This window comes from Burkholderia sp. 4NA327C6 (assembly GCF_005502655.1).
Taxonomy (GTDB): domain Bacteria; phylum Pseudomonadota; class Gammaproteobacteria; order Burkholderiales; family Burkholderiaceae; genus Burkholderia; species Burkholderia contaminans.
In genome coordinates, this window is record NZ_SCNZ01000001.1 from 39,666 (window position 1) to 55,405 (window position 15,740).

General features: G+C 67.5%; 12 protein-coding genes. 4 read left to right on the top strand and 8 right to left on the bottom strand.

The features are described 5' to 3' along the window. Positions 1-12: 12 nt before the first annotated feature. Both shc and FFS49_RS00225 read left to right on the top strand, forming a co-directional pair. Positions 13-1,986 carry a squalene--hopene cyclase gene (gene shc, locus FFS49_RS00220; protein ID WP_105816268.1) on the top strand — a complete coding sequence of 658 codons (1,974 nt, stop codon included), beginning with the start codon at positions 13-15 and terminating at the stop codon, positions 1,984-1,986. 51 nt (positions 1,987-2,037) lie between these two features. Further along, the gene (locus FFS49_RS00225; protein ID WP_220497403.1) at positions 2,038-2,694 is read left to right on the top strand and encodes a phosphorylase; all 657 of its coding nucleotides are present in this window, start codon (positions 2,038-2,040) and stop codon (positions 2,692-2,694) included. Between the two features lie 114 nt (positions 2,695-2,808). Here the strand turns inward: FFS49_RS00225 and FFS49_RS00230 are convergent, their stop codons facing one another. Both FFS49_RS00230 and FFS49_RS00235 read right to left on the bottom strand, forming a co-directional pair. After that, on the bottom strand, positions 2,809-3,783 hold the full coding sequence (locus FFS49_RS00230; protein WP_071333757.1) for a VacJ family lipoprotein: 975 nt from the start codon (positions 3,781-3,783) through the stop codon (positions 2,809-2,811). Further along, positions 3,776-6,409 carry an MMPL family transporter gene (locus FFS49_RS00235; protein ID WP_105816269.1) on the bottom strand — a complete coding sequence of 878 codons (2,634 nt, stop codon included), beginning with the start codon at positions 6,407-6,409 and terminating at the stop codon, positions 3,776-3,778. Before FFS49_RS00235 ends, FFS49_RS00230 begins: the two co-directional genes overlap by 8 nt. 323 nt (positions 6,410-6,732) lie before the next feature. Between FFS49_RS00235 and FFS49_RS00240 the strand changes: the two genes are divergently transcribed. Then, the gene (locus FFS49_RS00240; RefSeq protein WP_105816270.1) at positions 6,733-7,329 is read left to right on the top strand and encodes an ABC transporter substrate-binding protein; all 597 of its coding nucleotides are present in this window, start codon (positions 6,733-6,735) and stop codon (positions 7,327-7,329) included. 530 nt (positions 7,330-7,859) lie between these two features. On the opposite strand, the gene FFS49_RS00245 is transcribed toward FFS49_RS00240, so the two are convergent. The 5 genes from FFS49_RS00245 to FFS49_RS00265 form a co-directional block, all read right to left on the bottom strand. Then, the gene (locus FFS49_RS00245) at positions 7,860-8,486 is read right to left on the bottom strand and encodes a type VI secretion system amidase effector protein Tae4 (protein ID WP_137910212.1); all 627 of its coding nucleotides are present in this window, start codon (positions 8,484-8,486) and stop codon (positions 7,860-7,862) included. Next, complete coding sequence (locus FFS49_RS00250) at positions 8,486-9,049, bottom strand: PAAR domain-containing protein (RefSeq protein ID WP_105818363.1); 564 nt, start codon at positions 9,047-9,049, stop codon at positions 8,486-8,488. The genes FFS49_RS00245 and FFS49_RS00250 overlap by 1 nt, the downstream gene beginning before the upstream one ends. Before the next feature lie 205 nt (positions 9,050-9,254). After that, positions 9,255-9,899, bottom strand: a complete 645-nt coding sequence (locus tag FFS49_RS00255) for a response regulator transcription factor (protein ID WP_105818362.1) — start codon at positions 9,897-9,899, stop codon at positions 9,255-9,257. A gap of 29 nt (positions 9,900-9,928) precedes the next feature. After that, on the bottom strand, positions 9,929-11,314 hold the full coding sequence (locus FFS49_RS00260) for a cache domain-containing protein (protein ID WP_105818361.1): 1,386 nt from the start codon (positions 11,312-11,314) through the stop codon (positions 9,929-9,931). 159 nt (positions 11,315-11,473) lie between these two features. Then, positions 11,474-13,036, bottom strand: coding sequence for a sensor domain-containing diguanylate cyclase (locus tag FFS49_RS00265; protein WP_105818360.1), 1,563 nt, complete (start codon positions 13,034-13,036; stop codon positions 11,474-11,476). Between the two features lie 375 nt (positions 13,037-13,411). Here FFS49_RS00265 and FFS49_RS41810 point away from each other — a divergent pair, with 375 nt between their 5' ends. Continuing rightward, on the top strand, positions 13,412-13,552 hold the full coding sequence (locus tag FFS49_RS41810; RefSeq protein WP_171026702.1) for a hypothetical protein: 141 nt from the start codon (positions 13,412-13,414) through the stop codon (positions 13,550-13,552). Between the two features lie 13 nt (positions 13,553-13,565). Here FFS49_RS41810 and FFS49_RS00270 read toward each other — a convergent pair whose 3' ends face one another. Then, positions 13,566-15,740, bottom strand: a complete 2,175-nt coding sequence (locus FFS49_RS00270; protein ID WP_105818359.1) for a malate synthase G — start codon at positions 15,738-15,740, stop codon at positions 13,566-13,568.

Here is a 15,740-nt window from a genome sequence, read left to right on the forward strand (position 1 = left end):
AAAGAGGGACCGATGAACGATCTCACCGAAATGGCTACCCTGTCCGCCGGCGCCGTGCCGGCCGGCGTCGATACGGCCGTCGCGCGTGCGACCGACGCGCTGCTGGCCGCGCAGAACGCGGATGGCCACTGGGTCTACGAACTCGAAGCCGATTCGACGATTCCCGCCGAATACGTGCTGCTCGTCCACTATCTCGGCGAGACGCCGAACCTCGAGCTCGAACAGAAGATCGGCAAGTATCTGCGCCGCATCCAGCAGGCCGACGGCGGCTGGCCGCTGTTCACCGACGGCGCGCCGAACATCAGCGCGAGCGTGAAGGCGTATTTCGCGCTGAAGGTGATCGGCGACGACGAGAACGCCGAGCACATGCAACGTGCGCGCCGTGCCATCCACGCGATGGGCGGCGCCGAGATGTCGAACGTGTTCACGCGCATCCAGCTCGCGCTGTACGGCGCGATTCCGTGGCGCGCGGTGCCGATGATGCCGGTCGAGATCATGCTGCTGCCGCAGTGGTTCCCGTTTCATCTGTCGAAGGTGTCGTACTGGGCGCGCACGGTGATCGTGCCGCTGCTCGTGCTGAACGCGAAGCGCCCGCTCGCGAAGAACCCGCGCGGCGTGCGCATCGACGAACTGTTCATCGATCCGCCCGTCAACGCCGGGCTGCTGCCGCGCCAGGGCCACCAGAGCCCGGGCTGGTTCGCGTTCTTCCGCGTGGTCGACCATGCGCTGCGCGCGGTCGACGGGTTGTTCCCGAACTACACGCGCGAACGCGCGATCCGCCAGGCCGTGTCGTTCGTCGACGAGCGCCTGAATGGCGAGGACGGCCTCGGCGCGATCTATCCGGCGATGGCCAACGCGGTGATGATGTACGACGTGCTCGGCTACGCGGAAGATCACCCGAACCGTGCGATCGCGCGCAAGTCGATCGAGAAGCTGCTTGTCGTGCACGACGACGAAGCGTATTGCCAGCCGTGCCTGTCGCCGGTGTGGGACACGTCGCTCGCCGCGCACGCGCTGCTCGAAACGCGCGAGCCGCGCGCCGAGGATGCCGCGATCCGCGGCCTCGAATGGCTGCGCCCGCTGCAGATCCTCGACGTGCGCGGCGACTGGATTTCGCGCCGCCCGCACGTGCGGCCCGGCGGCTGGGCGTTCCAGTACGCGAACGCGCACTACCCGGACGTCGACGATACGGCGGTGGTCGCGGTGGCGATGGAGCGCGCGCAGCAACTCAAGCAGAACGATGCGTATCGCGATTCGATCGCGCGTGCGCGCGAGTGGGTCGTCGGGATGCAGAGCAGCGACGGCGGCTGGGGCGCGTTCGAACCGGAAAACACGCAGTACTACCTGAACAACATCCCGTTTTCGGATCACGGCGCACTGCTCGATCCGCCGACGGCCGACGTGTCAGGCCGCTGCCTGTCGATGCTGTCGCAGCTCGGCGAGACGCCGCTGAACAGCGAGCCGGCGCGTCGCGCACTCGACTACATGCTCAAGGAGCAGGAACCGGACGGCAGCTGGTATGGCCGCTGGGGGATGAACTACGTGTACGGCACGTGGACGGCCCTGTGCTCGCTGAACGCGGCCGGCCTGACGCCGGACGATCCGCGCATGAAGCGCGGCGCGCAGTGGCTGCTGTCGATCCAGAACAAGGACGGCGGCTGGGGCGAGGACGGCGACAGCTACAAGCTGAACTATCGCGGCTTCGAGCAGGCGCCGAGCACCGCGTCGCAAACCGCGTGGGCGCTGCTCGGCCTGATGGCGGCCGGCGAGGTGAACAACCCGGCGGTGGCGCGCGGTATCGACTACCTGATCGCCGAGCAGAACGAAGAAGGCCTGTGGGACGAGGCGCGCTTCACGGCGACCGGCTTCCCGCGCGTGTTCTATCTGCGCTACCACGGCTATCGCAAGTTCTTCCCGCTGTGGGCGCTGGCCCGCTATCGCAACCTGAAGCGCGACAACACGACGCGCGTGACGGTCGGGCTGTAACGCGTGGCGCCGCAATCCACCGGGTCGTTGCCCGTCATCGCCGTGACGGGGATGGCGTTCGAGGCGCGCATCGCGCGCGGCGACGGCGTCGAAGCCGTTTTTGCCGCACGGGCCGACCGCCTCGAACGCGCGTTGACCGAGGCGACCGCACGCGGTTGCGCGGGCATCGTGAGCTTCGGCACGGCAGGCGGGCTCGCGCCCGACCTGGCACCCGGCGCGCTGGTGGTCGCGAACGCGATCGACGGGCCGTTCGGCCGCGTCGAGACCGACGTGGGCTGGAGCGCACGGCTCGTCGCCGCGCTGCACGACACGCCGGTCTGGGCGCGCGTCACGCGCGGCACGATCGCGGCCGTCGGCGCACCGGTCATCAGCGAACAGGACAAGTCGTCGCTGTATCGCGCGAAGGACGCGCTCGCCGTCGACATGGAGTCGCATATCGCGGCGGCCTTCGCGGCCGCGCGCGGCGTACCGTTCGCGGTGTGCCGCGCGATCGTCGATCCGGCGTGGCGCACGCTCCCGAGCGCGGCGACGGCCGGCCTGCGTGACGACGGCAGCACGGCGATCCTGCCGATCCTGCGCGAACTGCTGAAGCAGCCGTCGCAGCTCGGCCCGCTGCTGCAGGTCGCGAGCGACGCGCGCGCGGCGCGCACGACGCTGATCCAGGCGCGGCATGCGTTCGAGCGTGCCGGCGCGATGCGGATCGCCTGAGCGGCGCGCGCCGCCTGTCTCGCTCTTCTCCCCCGGTCTTCCGTTTCTCGCGGACAAAAAAATAGCGCTGCAGATGCAGCGCTCTTTGTCTTGGCGGCGACGGCCGGTGCAGCGTTACTGCGGCACGGCCGACGCGCTCGCAGGCGTCGCCGGTGCGGCCGCCGATGCCGCCGCCGGCGCAGCGGCCGAAGCAGCGGCAGGCGCGCTCGCCGGCATCGCGTTGTCCGCGCCCGGATCGTCGTACTGCGGCAGCCCCGGCGCGGCCGGCGCGTTGTTCGGCGTAGCGCCCGATGCACCGCCCGACTCGCCCGGATCCTCGTAGTTCGGCAGCCCCGGCACGGCCGGCGTTGCGGCCGGCACGGCGCCCGCTTCACCCGGCTCGTTGTAGGTCGGCAGCGCGGCCGACGACGACTGGCTGCGATACGTCAGCGACTTGCGCTGCTGCAGGTAGGCGTCGCGCACGAACGAATACGGATCGAGCGCGGCCTGCTTCAGCAGGTCGGTCGCACCGAGCAGGTCCGAGCGCGCGCTGATGAACTGCGCGATGTACATCGGGTTGCGCGCGGCCGGCTCGATGTAGTTCAGCAGGTTGAAGCGCACGTCCACCGCGCGGCCGACGCCGTCGCGGATCGTGCTCGGCCCGAACACGGGCAGCACGAGATACGGGCCCGACGGCACGCCCCAGCGCGCCATCGTCAGGCCGAAGTCCTGGTGATGCTTCGGCAGCCCGGCCGGCGTCGCGATGTCGATCAGGCCGGCCACGCCGAACACCGAGTTCATCGCCACGCGCATCAGATCCTCGGTGGCATCGGTGATGCGAAGCTGCAGCAGGTTGTTCGCGATGTTGCCGAGATCGCCGAGGTTCGAGAAGAAGTTGCTGATCGCGGTGCGCACGGGCGTCGGCGTGACCTTCTGGTACCCCTTCGCGATCGGCTGCGCGATGTTCGTGTCGACGGTGTCGTTGAACTTGTACATCGCCCGGTTCATCGGCTCGAGCGGGTCGTTGGGGTTGCGGTCCGGTCCCGTCGCGCAGCCCGACAGCACTGCGCTGGCGGCAACGGTCGCCGCAATGATTCGCACCTTATTCATTGATTCCTTGCGATTGGTTCTTGGCGCGTTTGACGCGCGGTTTGCCCATCAGGACGGGCTGGAACACCACGGCGCCGATCAGCGTGCAGGTCAGGGCCAGCGCGAGCAGCTTGCCCATGCTCGACGTGCCCGGGTGGTGCGACAGCCACAGGCTGCCGAATGCGGTCGCCGTCGTCGCGGCGCTGAACAGGACGGCATGCGTGAGGCTCGAGTGCAGCAACCCGGTTTGCCCCGCGCGCCACGCCATCACGAAATACACCTTGAATGCAACGCCGACGCCGAGCATCAGCGGCAGCGCGATGATGTTCGCGAAGTTGAGCGGCATGCCGAGCACGACGCACAGCTCGAGCGTCACGACGCCCGACACGAGCAGCGGCACCAGCGTGCGCAGCACGTCGCCGAAGCGGCGCAGCGTGACCCACAGCAGGACCGTGATCGAGATGATCGACCACAGCGCCGCATGCAGGAACGCGTTGATGATCGTGTCGGCCGAATGCAGGATCGAGATCGGCCCGCCGGTCGTGCCCGGCTCCGCGGCCTTCACGGTCTTCGCGAAGCGGCGCAGCATCGTGTCGTCGTTCGGGTCGACGCCCTTCGGCACCTTCGGCGAGATCTGCACGAGCGCATGGCCGTCCGGCGCGACCCAGTCGCGCACGAGCTGCGGCGGCAGCGATTCGCGCGTGACGTCCTGCGGCTGCAGCAGCGACGCGAGCTGGTTGAGCGCGATGCGCAGCGTGTCGGAGAACGCACGCTCGGCGCGGTCGCGCGTGGCGGCATCCGCGGCGGCGAGCTTCGCGAGCGACGCCGACAGGTGCTGCGCGGCGGCCGCACCTGGGCCCGGGTGATCCTCGGCCGCGTAGCTCAGCAGGTCCGACACACGCTTGAGCGCGGCGACGCGCTGCGCGTCGGTCGCGGGCGGCGCGGGCGGTTGAGTCAGCGCGGGCAGCAGGTCGCTCGCGGCGGCGGCGATCGCCGCGCGCTTGGCCGGCTGGTCGGCGGGGATGAAGGTCGACAGCGTGGTCGTGCGGCCGACCTCGGGCAGTGCGTCGAGGCGCTTCGCGGCCGCGTCGGCGTCCGCGAGCGTCGGCGCGAGCAGCGTGACGTCGTTGACAGCCGCTTCCGGCGAATCCTTCAGGGCGAGCAGCGTCGCCATCGATTCGCTGTTCGGATCCTTCAGGTGCAGCGGGTTGAAGTCGAAGCGCAGGAACGCGAGCAGCGGCAGCGCGCCGACCACGACCACGAGCGTGCCGATCAGGATCGGCTTGCGATGGCGGTCGAGGTAATCGTCGACCGGCGCGAGCCACGGGAAGCCCGGCGTCTTCGATTCGCCCGGCGGCGCGAACAGGCGCAGCAGCGCGGGCAGCAGCGTGAGCGTGGTGAGCAGCGCGACGAACATCCCGACGCCCGCGATCAGGCCGAGTTCGGACACGCCTCGATAGGCGGTGGGGATGAACGAGAAGAAGCTCGCCGCGACGGCCGCGGTGGCCAGCGCGAGCGGCATGCCCATCGAGTGCGCGGCGCCGATCAGCGCGTGATCGATGCGCGGATCGCGGAAGCGCTCCTCGCGGTACTTCACGCCGTACTGGATCGAGAAATCGACGCCGAGACCGACGAACAGCACCATGAACGCGACCGAGATCATGTTCAGCGAGCCGACCATCGCGAGGCCGAGCGCGGCGGTCACGACGAGGCCGACGAACAGCGTGACGAGCACCGAGCCGATCATCCGCTTCGAGCGCAGCGCGAGCCACAGGATGACGAGCACGGCAAGCAGCGTGAAGACGCCGTTGAGCGCCGCGCCATCCTCGACCGACGCGAATTCGTCGTCGGCGAGCGGCTGTTCGCCGGTCAGGCGCACGACGGCGCCGTAGCGCTTCTCGAGGTCGATCGAACGGGCCGCGTCGCGGATCACCTGGCTGGTTGCCGCGCCGGCCTTCAGCGCGCCGTAGTTGACCACCGGCTGCACGGTGACGAACGCGCGCGCGGGCTGACGCGCGGCATCGTTGTCGACCAGTGCGCGCCACGAGAACGCGGCCGGCTTGCCGGCAAGCACGTCGTCGACCGTCGCGGCGCTGCGGGCGAGCAGCTTCGCCATCGTGGGCAGCTTCACCTGGCCGGTCAGCAGCGGCTGGCCGAGCGTGGTGGACAGCGTCGTGGCGAGCCCGGTGAGGCTGGGGTTCTTCGCGAGTTCGTTGACGAGCGGGCGCGCGCTCGCGAGCTGCGAAGTCGTATCGGTGACTTCCTGCGGCGACAGGAACAGCAGCCCGTTGTGCTCGAAGAACGGCCCGCCGCCGGGCTCGGCGACGTGGCCGATGCGGCCGGCGTCGGCATCCTTCTGCAGCGCGTCGGTCAGCGCCTGCGCGGCGGCGGTCGCGAATTCGGGTGCGGGCGCCTCGACGACCGCGAGGATCGTGCCGTTGCGTTGCGGGAACGCCTTGTCGACGGCCTGGCCGAGCGCGGCGAATTGCGGTTCCGCATCGACGAGCTTGCTGATGTCGGTGTTGATCTTGAAATGCTGCGCGACATAGACGCCGCTGAGCGCGGCGATGACGAGCGACAGCACGACGACCCAGACGGGGCGGCGTACCGACCATGCAACGAGTCGGACGATGAGAGATGTCACCATGTGGCGGTGGGGAGCGGCTGGCAAGGGCAAAGTAGCCAAGTATACCGGCGCAGCGTGGCGGCGGTCGTGACGTTGGGGGTTTCGGGGAGGGAAGGAGATTTGTTCGCGGCGGCGGAATCGATACCGGTGGCCGGCCGGTTTGTAAGGGGATATTTACATAATCGGCGCGGCGCTGCTTCGACGCGCCGCTGCACGCCTGTGACAAAGGAGGCTGAAAGGTAACAGTCGGTCACGTCGGCACACCGAGGCGCCGGGCCCGGTATACTTTGCTTCGTCGGCCGGTGCAATGAACCGGTCGTTTTTTCTCATCGAGCGATATTCGTATGGAACGTCATCTGTTTGCTTTCGTCGCGGCGGCCGCCGTGTCGGTTTCCGCTTTCGCGCAGAGCGCGCCGGTCGACATCGTCCGCAATGCGGTCGAGGGCACCGTCAACGCGATGAAGGCCGATCCGGCCGCACGCGGCGGTGACATGGCGAAGGTCTCGGCAGTCGTCGAGCAGCGCTTCCTGCCCGCGACCAACTTCGAGCGCACGACCCGCATCGCGGTCGGCGACGCGTGGAAGCAGGCCACGCCGCAACAGCAGCAGGAGCTGTACAAACAGTTCAAGCTGCTGATGACGCGCACCTACGCCGCATCGCTCGCGCAGCTCGGCGGCCAGGATGCGAAGTTCTCGTTCAAGGCCGGCGGTGCGTCGGGCGCCGACGCGCTCGTCCAGTCGACGGTCACGACGCCGGGCGACAGCCAGTCGGTCGGCTATCGTCTCGGCAAGGTCGGCAACGACTGGAAGATCTACGACATCGACATGTCGGGCGCGTGGCTGATCCAGGTCTACCAGGGGCAGTTCAAGAGCCAGCTCGCATCGGGCGGGATCGATGGGCTGATCGCGTATCTGCAGAAGCATAATTCGCGGACGAACTGACGGCCGCCGGCAAAGCGGTCGGGATGGACGAAGGGCGCCCTCGGGCGCCCTTTTTCATGGCTGGGCGCCGACGGCGCGTTACGCGCGGGCGCCGAGCATCCGCATGCAAGCGTCGATAACCGCATCGACGCACGCGGCACCATCCGTTTCCGGCCATCCGACGAAGAGCGCATTCTCACCGTTGTTCATTCGATCAAGCTATCGAATGACATATGTACCGATGTACATGAGCATCGTGGGAACTGCCAAGGCCATCAAAGAAGATCCCAATTTTTTTACTGTGACGCGGTGGCGACTGATTCTCCAACCCGCGAAGGCGAATGCAAGTGATGGCCCGATCAGAAACGCAATGAGCAGAATGGTAATCGGCCACGGCGGAGAGCAGAGGTCGATTTCATGGCAAGAATTCCGATCGGAAGGCCACCGCAAACCGGTATGAATGCGCCAGTCGATTCGGCTCCCGATCCAGCATGCAAACCAGGTCGTGATCAGGCCCGCGACCCAGTACGCAAGCGAAAATCCTGCACGTTTCACCTGATCTCCCAGAAAAGGATGGTTTTCGATTTTGCCAGATCGGAGTAGCCGAGATCCGTGAGCGGAATCTGCAGGCTGGATATTCCGATGCGTCGGCCTATCGAGGCGAAGATACCTCTCGTACTGGATATCGGGAGGCGAGAACCGTTCCAGAGGTCGATATGTCCACCGCTAAAGTCGTCGGCAGCGTCGCCCTGTTGTTGCCAGTACCCGAAGAAAAAAATGATGCCGGTGCGATTTCTGACCCGGCTTTCCCAATCGGGGCCGGTCACGTTCTCCGGAGCGGGTAGTCCTGCGATCGGGCGCAGCTTCAACCATTCCGCAAACTCGTATGCGCGTGTAGCCGTCGATTTGCCGTTGAGCATGAGGCGGCCCAGTGTCGGCTTGCCTGGCATTGGCCGGACCCGCTTCTGCGAAAACGACTTCATCTCGATGCCGACGTTGTGCAGCGTTACACTCATCCGGATGGCGCACTGGTTCTGGTACTGTCCGTTTGGGTCAGCGTACGGATTTCCGTGAGCATAGTTGTTCCAGAGTTCGGAAAACGTCACCGACTTCAGCTGGACTTCCTTGTGCGAGTTTTGCACGGTGGTCGTCCTCACGACTGTTTTTGCGTTTGGCATTACGCATCCCCGCTCAGTCGTGCGAGCGCTTCGTCGCCCCAATAGACCGTGTACGTGCCCTCAAGGCTCGTATGAACACGCGGCAGGTATCCGGTGGCATCGAGTCGGCCCGAGTGAACACGCCCGTCCGACGTTTCGATGATGTACGGATAATCCGGCACTGCGCCGTTTCCGACGGCGCGAACGCATTCGTCATAGACGCCCGCGGCTACGGCCGCCATATTGCGTTGCGGATTCGATCCGGAAGAAGCGATGCCTTCCGTTTCCGCTTCATCATCGCACCATGAATTGCCGGAGAGCACCGCGACGATGCGTGGCGGTGTCGGGCACCGGCACAAAACGATGTCGCCATCGACTGCCGTTTCGCCCATGAATTCGATACGCTTCGGTCCGCCGGCCTTGGCAATCTGTCCAGTACTTCCGCATGCTTCGCAGAACGCGAGGCCGCCGATTAGCGCAACCTGATGGGCAGCGTCGCCAAACGTGAATGGCGGCCCTGCATACGCAACGATGTGTCCCCCGGTTTCCAACTCGTCGCCGACAACGGCGATACGGCGCATCATGATTTCGCTCCTCGGCCTGGATCACCGATATCTGCCGGTGATGCCGGTTGCCGCACGACGAGTTCATGCAGGCGTCATGCGAAACACGAGCACGATGCCCGCTCCGGCAAGCGAAAGGATTCCATCGTCCTTGGGGTGAGGTCGATTGGACAAGTATGAAATTGGAAGCTGACCTGCGCGTGACTCGCGCAACCGGGATGGTGCCCTACCTCCGCCGATGCTCGACCGCGAACTTGATCAGCTCCGCCTGCCCTTCGATTTCCAGCTTGCGCTTCAGATTGAGCCGGTGCGTCTCGACCGTGCGCACCGACAGCCCCGTCTGCTGCGCGATCTGCTTGCTCGACAGCCCTTCCGCCAGCGCGTCGAGGATGTCGCGTTCGCGCGGCGTGAGCCGGTCGAGCGGCGACGCGGTCGCGCTCGCTTGGATCATCCGTGCGGCGAGCCCTTCGCTGAAGAACGTCTGGCCGGCCAGCACCGCGCCGATCGCGCGCACGATCTCGCTCGCGGGCGAATCCTTCAGCAGGTACCCGCTCGCACCGGCACGCACGGCCTGCGTCACGTATTCGACGTTGTCGTGCATCGACAGCATCAGCACGCGGATGCCCGGAAAGCGCTCGTGGAACACGCCCGCGAGCGTGATGCCGTTCATCCCGTTCATGCCGACGTCCATCAGCGCGAGATCGGGTTCGAGCGACGCGGCGAGCGCGAGCGCCTCGTCGGCGTTGCCGGCTTCGCCGACCACGGACAGGTCGGCCGCTTCGAGCCGCATCCGCAAGCCGTCGCGCACGAGCGGGTGATCGTCGACGAGCAACAGTCGGGCGACGGGCCGGGCGGTGTCGGGGGCGCTCATGCGTGAAAGGTCTCCTGTTATGGGGCGCGTCATGACGCGGCGCCGGGCAGCGGTACGTGCGCGGCGACGATCGTGTGGCCGACCTGCGACGTGATCGTCAGCATGCCGCCGAGCGCGTCGAGGCGCTCGCGCATGTTGCGCAGGCCGATGCCGCGGCGCGCGTCGGCCTGCGAGCGTTCGGCGTCGAAGCCGCAGCCGTTGTCGGCGATGGTCAGCGTGACGGATTGCGCGCCGACGTCGAGCGTGACGGCCGCGCGCGATGCCTGCGCATGATGCACGATGTTGCTGAGCGCTTCCTGCGCGATCCGGAACAGCGCGGTGTTGACGGCTTCCGGCAGCGGCCGGGTGCCGCTGTGCGCGACCTGCGTATAGCCGATGTCGATGCCGCTTTCGGCGCCGAGCTCGCGCACCAGCTGCTCGAGCGCGGCCGCGAGACCGAGGTCGTCGAGCATGGACGGACGCAGCGCATGCGAGATGCGTCGTACTTCGCGCAGCGTGTCGCCGAGCCGCCCGACGCCCGACGCCAGCGCCTGCTCGGCTTCGGGCATGCGCGCCGAGCCGCGTTCGAAGCGTGCGAGCGCGGATTCGAGCATCAGCTTCGCGGACACCATCATCTGGCTGATCCCGTCATGCAGCTCGCGTGACAGCCTCGCCCGCTCCTGCTCCTGCGATTCGACGACGCGCTGGGCGAGCAGCTTGAGCTTCGCGTCGGCGCTGCGCGACTCGCTGACGTTCAGCACCAGCGCGCACACGGCGATCGCCGCCGCGCCGGTGAGCGCGATCGCGGTGAGCCAGCTCATCGTGCGCTCGATGTTCGCGGACGCGCGTGCGTCGATGCGCTGCAGCGCGGTGTCGACATCGTCGAGATAGATGCCGGTGCCGACCATCCAGCCCCAGCGCTCGAGCGCGACGACGTAGCCGAGCTTCGGCGCGACGCGGCCCGTCGACGGCCGCTGCCATGCGTAGCGCACGTAGCCGCCGCCGCTTGACGCGGCGCCGATCAGCTTCTGGATCGTCAGCGCGCCCTGCGGGTCGCGCATCGACCAGTAGTTGTGGCCGACGCGCTCGGGCTCGCGCGGATGCATCAGCGAATTGCCGTGCAGGTCGTACACGAAGAAATAGCCGTCGGGGCCGAAATCCATCTTCTGCAGCATCGCGAGCGCCTGCGTGCGCAGCATCGCGTCGTCGCGCGCGTTGCGGCCGCTCGCGTCGTAGAGCGGCATGATCGCGCTCGTCGCCAGCTCGACATAGTGCTTGAGCTCGACTTCCTTGCTCGACAGGTACGCGGCCTGGATCGTCGCGTGCTGCGTGCGCGCGAGGGACGTCGCCTGCTGGCGCACGCCGAAGCCGATGCCGGCGATCGCGAGCAGGAACGGCACGATGGCCAGAAGGAAGATCTTTGCCTTGAGTCTCATGGTGGTGCGAAGCAGTCGCGCACCCGCGCGGGCCGCGCCGGGCGCGCCAGCCGTGCGGCGGCGTGTCGAGGCGACATTGTCGGCGATTTTGCGCGCGGGCGGCGACGGCGGCCCGGCGGCTGCCCGGCGGTCGCTCGGCGGCGTGGCGTGTCCGGCCGCTCAGGCCTGCCGCGCCGCGAGGCCGCCGGAAGCGGCCGGGTGCACGACGATGCGGTTGCGCCCGCCTTCCTTCGCGCAATACAGCGCGTCGTCGGCCAGCTTCAGCGCGCCCTGCAAGTCGTCGTCGTGTTCGGGATAGCTGGTCGTCACGCCGATGCTCACCGTCAGGCGGCCGGACGCACCGGCGTCGTGCCGGATGCCGAGATCGAGGATGCCGGTACGGATCGTCTCGGCAATCGACACCGCGCCGTCCGTGTCGACGTCGGGCAGCACGACGACGAACTCTTCGCCGCCGTAGCGTGCCGCATAGTCGGCCGGGCGGCGCAGGCAGCCGGCGATGCAGTGGCCGACCGCGGCAAGCGCGTCGTCCCCGGCCTGGTGCCCTTGCGTGTCGTTGTAGCGCTTGAAGTAATCGACGTCGATGAACAGCAGCGACAGCGCGTGCTGCGAGCGCGCGGCACGGCGCCATTCACGCGCGAGCGTGACGTCGAGCATCCGCCGGTTGTCGAGGCCCGTGAGGCCGTCGGTGCGCGCGAGCGCCTGCAGCTCGGTTTCCGCGCGGTGGCGCTTGCGCAATTGCACGTCGAGCAGCAGCGACAGGCCGACGAAGCCGATCGCGAGCGCGACCATCGCGGAGCCGATCGGAATCGCGCGGTCGTACCACGCGGCGTAGGTATCGGCTTCCGAGCGCGCGACCATGATGATGAGCGGCAGGTGCTCGAGATGCCGGAACACGTACAGGCGCCGCACGCCGTCGATCGACGCGGTGTCGGCGAAGCTGCCTTCATTGGCCGTCATGAACCGCCGGAACGTGCTGGCACGGCTGATGTCGCGGCCGACGATCTTCGGGTCGTACGGCTCGCGCGCGAGCATCCTGCCGTCCGTGTTGATCAGCGCGATCGAGCCGCGATCGCCCAGCGACAGGCGCGAGAACAGGTTCTGGAAATATTCGAGCCGGATCGACATCACGGCGACGCCGCCGAACGAGCCGTCGGGCTTCGTGATCCGCCGGCTGAGCGCGATGCTCGGGGAGCCGCCGCGCAGCCGCGAGTGATACGGGGGGCTGACGTACAGGCCGGCGTCGGGGTGATCGCGGTGCACGACGAAGTACGGCTCGTTGCTGAAGTTGGCCGTGCGCGGCACGTCGCTCTTGCCGTCGACCGCAATGTCGCCCTTCGCGTCGAGCAAGTAGATCCCGCCGAGGTACTTGGCGGTCGTCGCACGGTCGAACAGCACCTGGCGGCGCAACGGCATCGGCAGCTTGACGACGTCGGGGTCGCTCGCGCCTTCGACGACGGCCTGCAGCGACAGCGAATAGATCTCGATGTTGCGCTCGATGTCCCACGACGCCATCAGCGCCAGATTCTGCTGCATCGCGATCGAGCGCTCGCGCGCATCGATGCGGCCTTCGTACAGCACGACCCCGCACAGGAGGAGCAGGACCAGCGCGATCAGCAGCCCGGTGTAGAAGATCAGGTGCGGCAGCAGGAACCGGCGCAGATGTGCGGCGACACGGCTCGTCAGGCCGGATTCGCTGGGCATTGCGTAGTCGGTTTCTGCCATGATCTGTGGATCGGTGGGCATTGCCGCCGGGAGGCGGGCCGATGCGATTGTTCGTATGTCGTGCCGGCGGCGATCCGTGACGCGGCCATTCCGACGCCTTCCTGCCGGCCGGCGGGAAATTGGGCGCCGATTATCGGTAATCGCGGCCAGATATGCCGGTAAATCAAGCATTTACTGGTGACATCTGCACCGATTCAACGATCCGACGAATCAGGCAACGCGAATTCAACGGAGTATAACGCGCGCGTCCACGCACGCGAAAAATGTTGCAGGCGGTTGATCCGGATCAAATTACCGGGTATTGCCATCCTTCCGAATCCCGTGCAAAGCGTTGTGGCGCAAGGCTTCGAGGCACGAAGGGCCGGAGCGGGCGGCATGCCGCTGTCGATTCCAGCCGGTTATCGGCAAACGCATGCGAAAAATGAAGGCGGGCGATATGCGCCGATTATCCGTTTCAACGGCCGGGCGAACTCGAAAATGAAAAACGGGCGGCCGTGGCGGCCGCCCGTTTCGTGAAGCCCGCCGACGCTTAACCGCCGTGCTGCTGCGCCTTGAACGCGAGGCGGAACCGGTGCAGCAGCGGCTCGGTATAGCCGCTCGGCTGCGACGTGCCCTGCAGCGCGAGCGCGCACGCGGCCTTGAACGCGGTCGACTGGTCGTAGCCGGGCGCCATCGGGCGATAGTTCGGGTCACCGGCGTTCTGCTGGTCGACGACGCGCGCCATCCGCTTGAACACGTCGAGCACGAACGCCTCGGTGATCACGCCGTGGCGCAGCCAGTTCGCGATGTGCTGGCTCGAGATGCGCAGCGTCGCGCGGTCTTCCATCAGGCCGACGTCGTGGATGTCGGGCACCTTCGAGCAGCCGACGCCCTGTTCGACCCAGCGCACGACGTAGCCGAGGATGCCCTGTGCGTTGTTCTCGACTTCGCTCAGGATCTCGGCCTCGCTCCACGCGGCGCGCTCGACGACCGGCACGGTCAGCAGGCCTTCGAGCAGCGCGTCGCGTTCGCTTGCGTACGGCGTCTTCTCGAGTTCCTGCTGGACGGCCTGCACGTCGACGAGGTGGTAGTGCAGCGCGTGCAACGTCGCGGCGGTCGGCGACGGCACCCACGCGGTGTTCGCGCCGGCGCGCGGATGCGCGATCTTCTGCTCGAGCATCGCGTGCATCAGGTCCGGCATCGCCCACATGCCCTTGCCGATCTGCGCGCGGCCACGCAGGCCGGCCGACAGGCCCGCGAGCACGTTGTTGCGCTCGTACGACTGGATCCACGCGGACGACTTCATGTCGCCCTTGCGGATCATCGGGCCCGCTTCCATCGCGGTGTGCATCTCGTCGCCAGTGCGGTCGAGGAAGCCGGTGTTGATGAACGCCACGCGAGCGGCAGCCGCGGCGATGCACGCGGCGAGGTTCACGCTGGTGCGGCGCTCCTCGTCCATGATGCCCATCTTCAGCGTGTTGCGCGGCAGGCCGTACAGATCCTCGATGCGCGCGAACAGCGTATCGGCGAATGCGACTTCGGCCGGGCCGTGCATCTTCGGCTTCACGATGTAGATCGAGCCGGTGCGCGAGTTGCGCTTCGCCTTCAGGTCGTGCAGCGAGCACAGCACCGTGACGACGCCGTCGAGGATCCCTTCCGGAATCTCGTTGCCGTCGCGGTCGAGCACCGCGCCGTTGGTCATCAGGTGGCCGACGTTGCGCACGAACAGCAGCGAGCGGCCGTGCAGCGACAGCGTGCCGCCGGCGGGCGTGGTGTACTCGCGATCGGCGTTCAGGCGGCGCGTGAAGGTCTTGCCGCCCTTCGCGACTTCCTCGACCAGCGTGCCCTGCATCAGGCCGAGCCAGTTGCGGTAGAGCTGGACCTTGTCTTCCGCGTCCACCGCCGCGACCGAATCCTCGCAGTCGATGATCGTGCTGACCGCGGCTTCGAGCACGACGTCCTTCACGTTCGCGAGATCGGCGCGGCCGATCGGCGTCGATGCGTCGATCTGGATCTCGAGGTGCAGGCCGTTGTGTTTCAGCAGGATCGCGGACGGCGCGTCGGCCGCGCCCTGGTAGCCGACGAACTGCGCCGGCTGCGCGAGATGCACGACGCCCTTCGCGGTTTCGACGGCGAGCTGGCCGTCCTGCACGCGGTAGCGCAGCGCGTCGCGATGCGAGCCGCTCGCGAGCGGCGCCGCGTTGTCGAGCACGTTGCGCGCGTAGTCGATCACGCGCTGGCCGCGCGTCGGGTTGTAGGCCGTGGTGCGTTCGGCGCCGCCGTCTTCAGGCAGCGCATCGGTGCCGTACAGCGCGTCGTACAGGCTGCCCCAGCGGGCGTTCGCGGCGTTCAGCGCATAGCGCGCATTCGACAGCGGCACGACGAGCTGCGGGCCGGCCTGCGTGGCGATCTCGCTGTCGACGTTCGCGGTGGCTGCCGCGACGCTCGACGGGACCGGCACGAGGTAGCCGATTTGTTCGAGGAAAGCGCGATACGCGGCGTGGTCGCGCACGGGGCCGGGGTGCGCGCGGTGCCAGGTGTCGAGTTCCTGCTGCAGGCGGTCGCGTTCGGCGAGCAGCTCGCGGTTGCGCGGCGCCAGGTCGTGCACCAGGGCCGAGAAACCGCTCCAGAACGCGGCCTTGTCGATGCCGGTGCCCGGCAGCGCTTCGTTTTCAATGAACTGGCTCAGCGCTGGCGCGACTTGCAGTCCTGCTTGGTCGATCAT

Bases quoted from the DNA above. Each gene is read 5' to 3' on its own strand.
- shc (WP_105816268.1), top strand. From the start codon at position 13: ATGAACGATCTCACCGAAATGGCTACCCTGTCCGCCGGCGCCGTGCCG.
- FFS49_RS00225 (WP_220497403.1), top strand. From the start codon at position 2,038: ATGGCGTTCGAGGCGCGCATCGCGCGCGGCGACGGCGTCGAAGCCGTT.
- FFS49_RS00230 (WP_071333757.1), bottom strand. From the start codon at position 3,783: ATGAATAAGGTGCGAATCATTGCGGCGACCGTTGCCGCCAGCGCAGTG.
- FFS49_RS00235 (WP_105816269.1), bottom strand. From the start codon at position 6,409: ATGGTGACATCTCTCATCGTCCGACTCGTTGCATGGTCGGTACGCCGC.
- FFS49_RS00240 (WP_105816270.1), top strand. From the start codon at position 6,733: ATGGAACGTCATCTGTTTGCTTTCGTCGCGGCGGCCGCCGTGTCGGTT.
- FFS49_RS00245 (WP_137910212.1), bottom strand. From the start codon at position 8,486: ATGCCAAACGCAAAAACAGTCGTGAGGACGACCACCGTGCAAAACTCG.
- FFS49_RS00250 (WP_105818363.1), bottom strand. From the start codon at position 9,049: ATGATGCGCCGTATCGCCGTTGTCGGCGACGAGTTGGAAACCGGGGGA.
- FFS49_RS00255 (WP_105818362.1), bottom strand. From the start codon at position 9,899: ATGAGCGCCCCCGACACCGCCCGGCCCGTCGCCCGACTGTTGCTCGTC.
- FFS49_RS00260 (WP_105818361.1), bottom strand. From the start codon at position 11,314: ATGAGACTCAAGGCAAAGATCTTCCTTCTGGCCATCGTGCCGTTCCTG.
- FFS49_RS00265 (WP_105818360.1), bottom strand. From the start codon at position 13,036: ATGGCAGAAACCGACTACGCAATGCCCAGCGAATCCGGCCTGACGAGC.
- FFS49_RS41810 (WP_171026702.1), top strand. From the start codon at position 13,412: ATGCCGCTGTCGATTCCAGCCGGTTATCGGCAAACGCATGCGAAAAAT.
- FFS49_RS00270 (WP_105818359.1), bottom strand. From the start codon at position 15,740: ATGATCGACCAAGCAGGACTGCAAGTCGCGCCAGCGCTGAGCCAGTTC.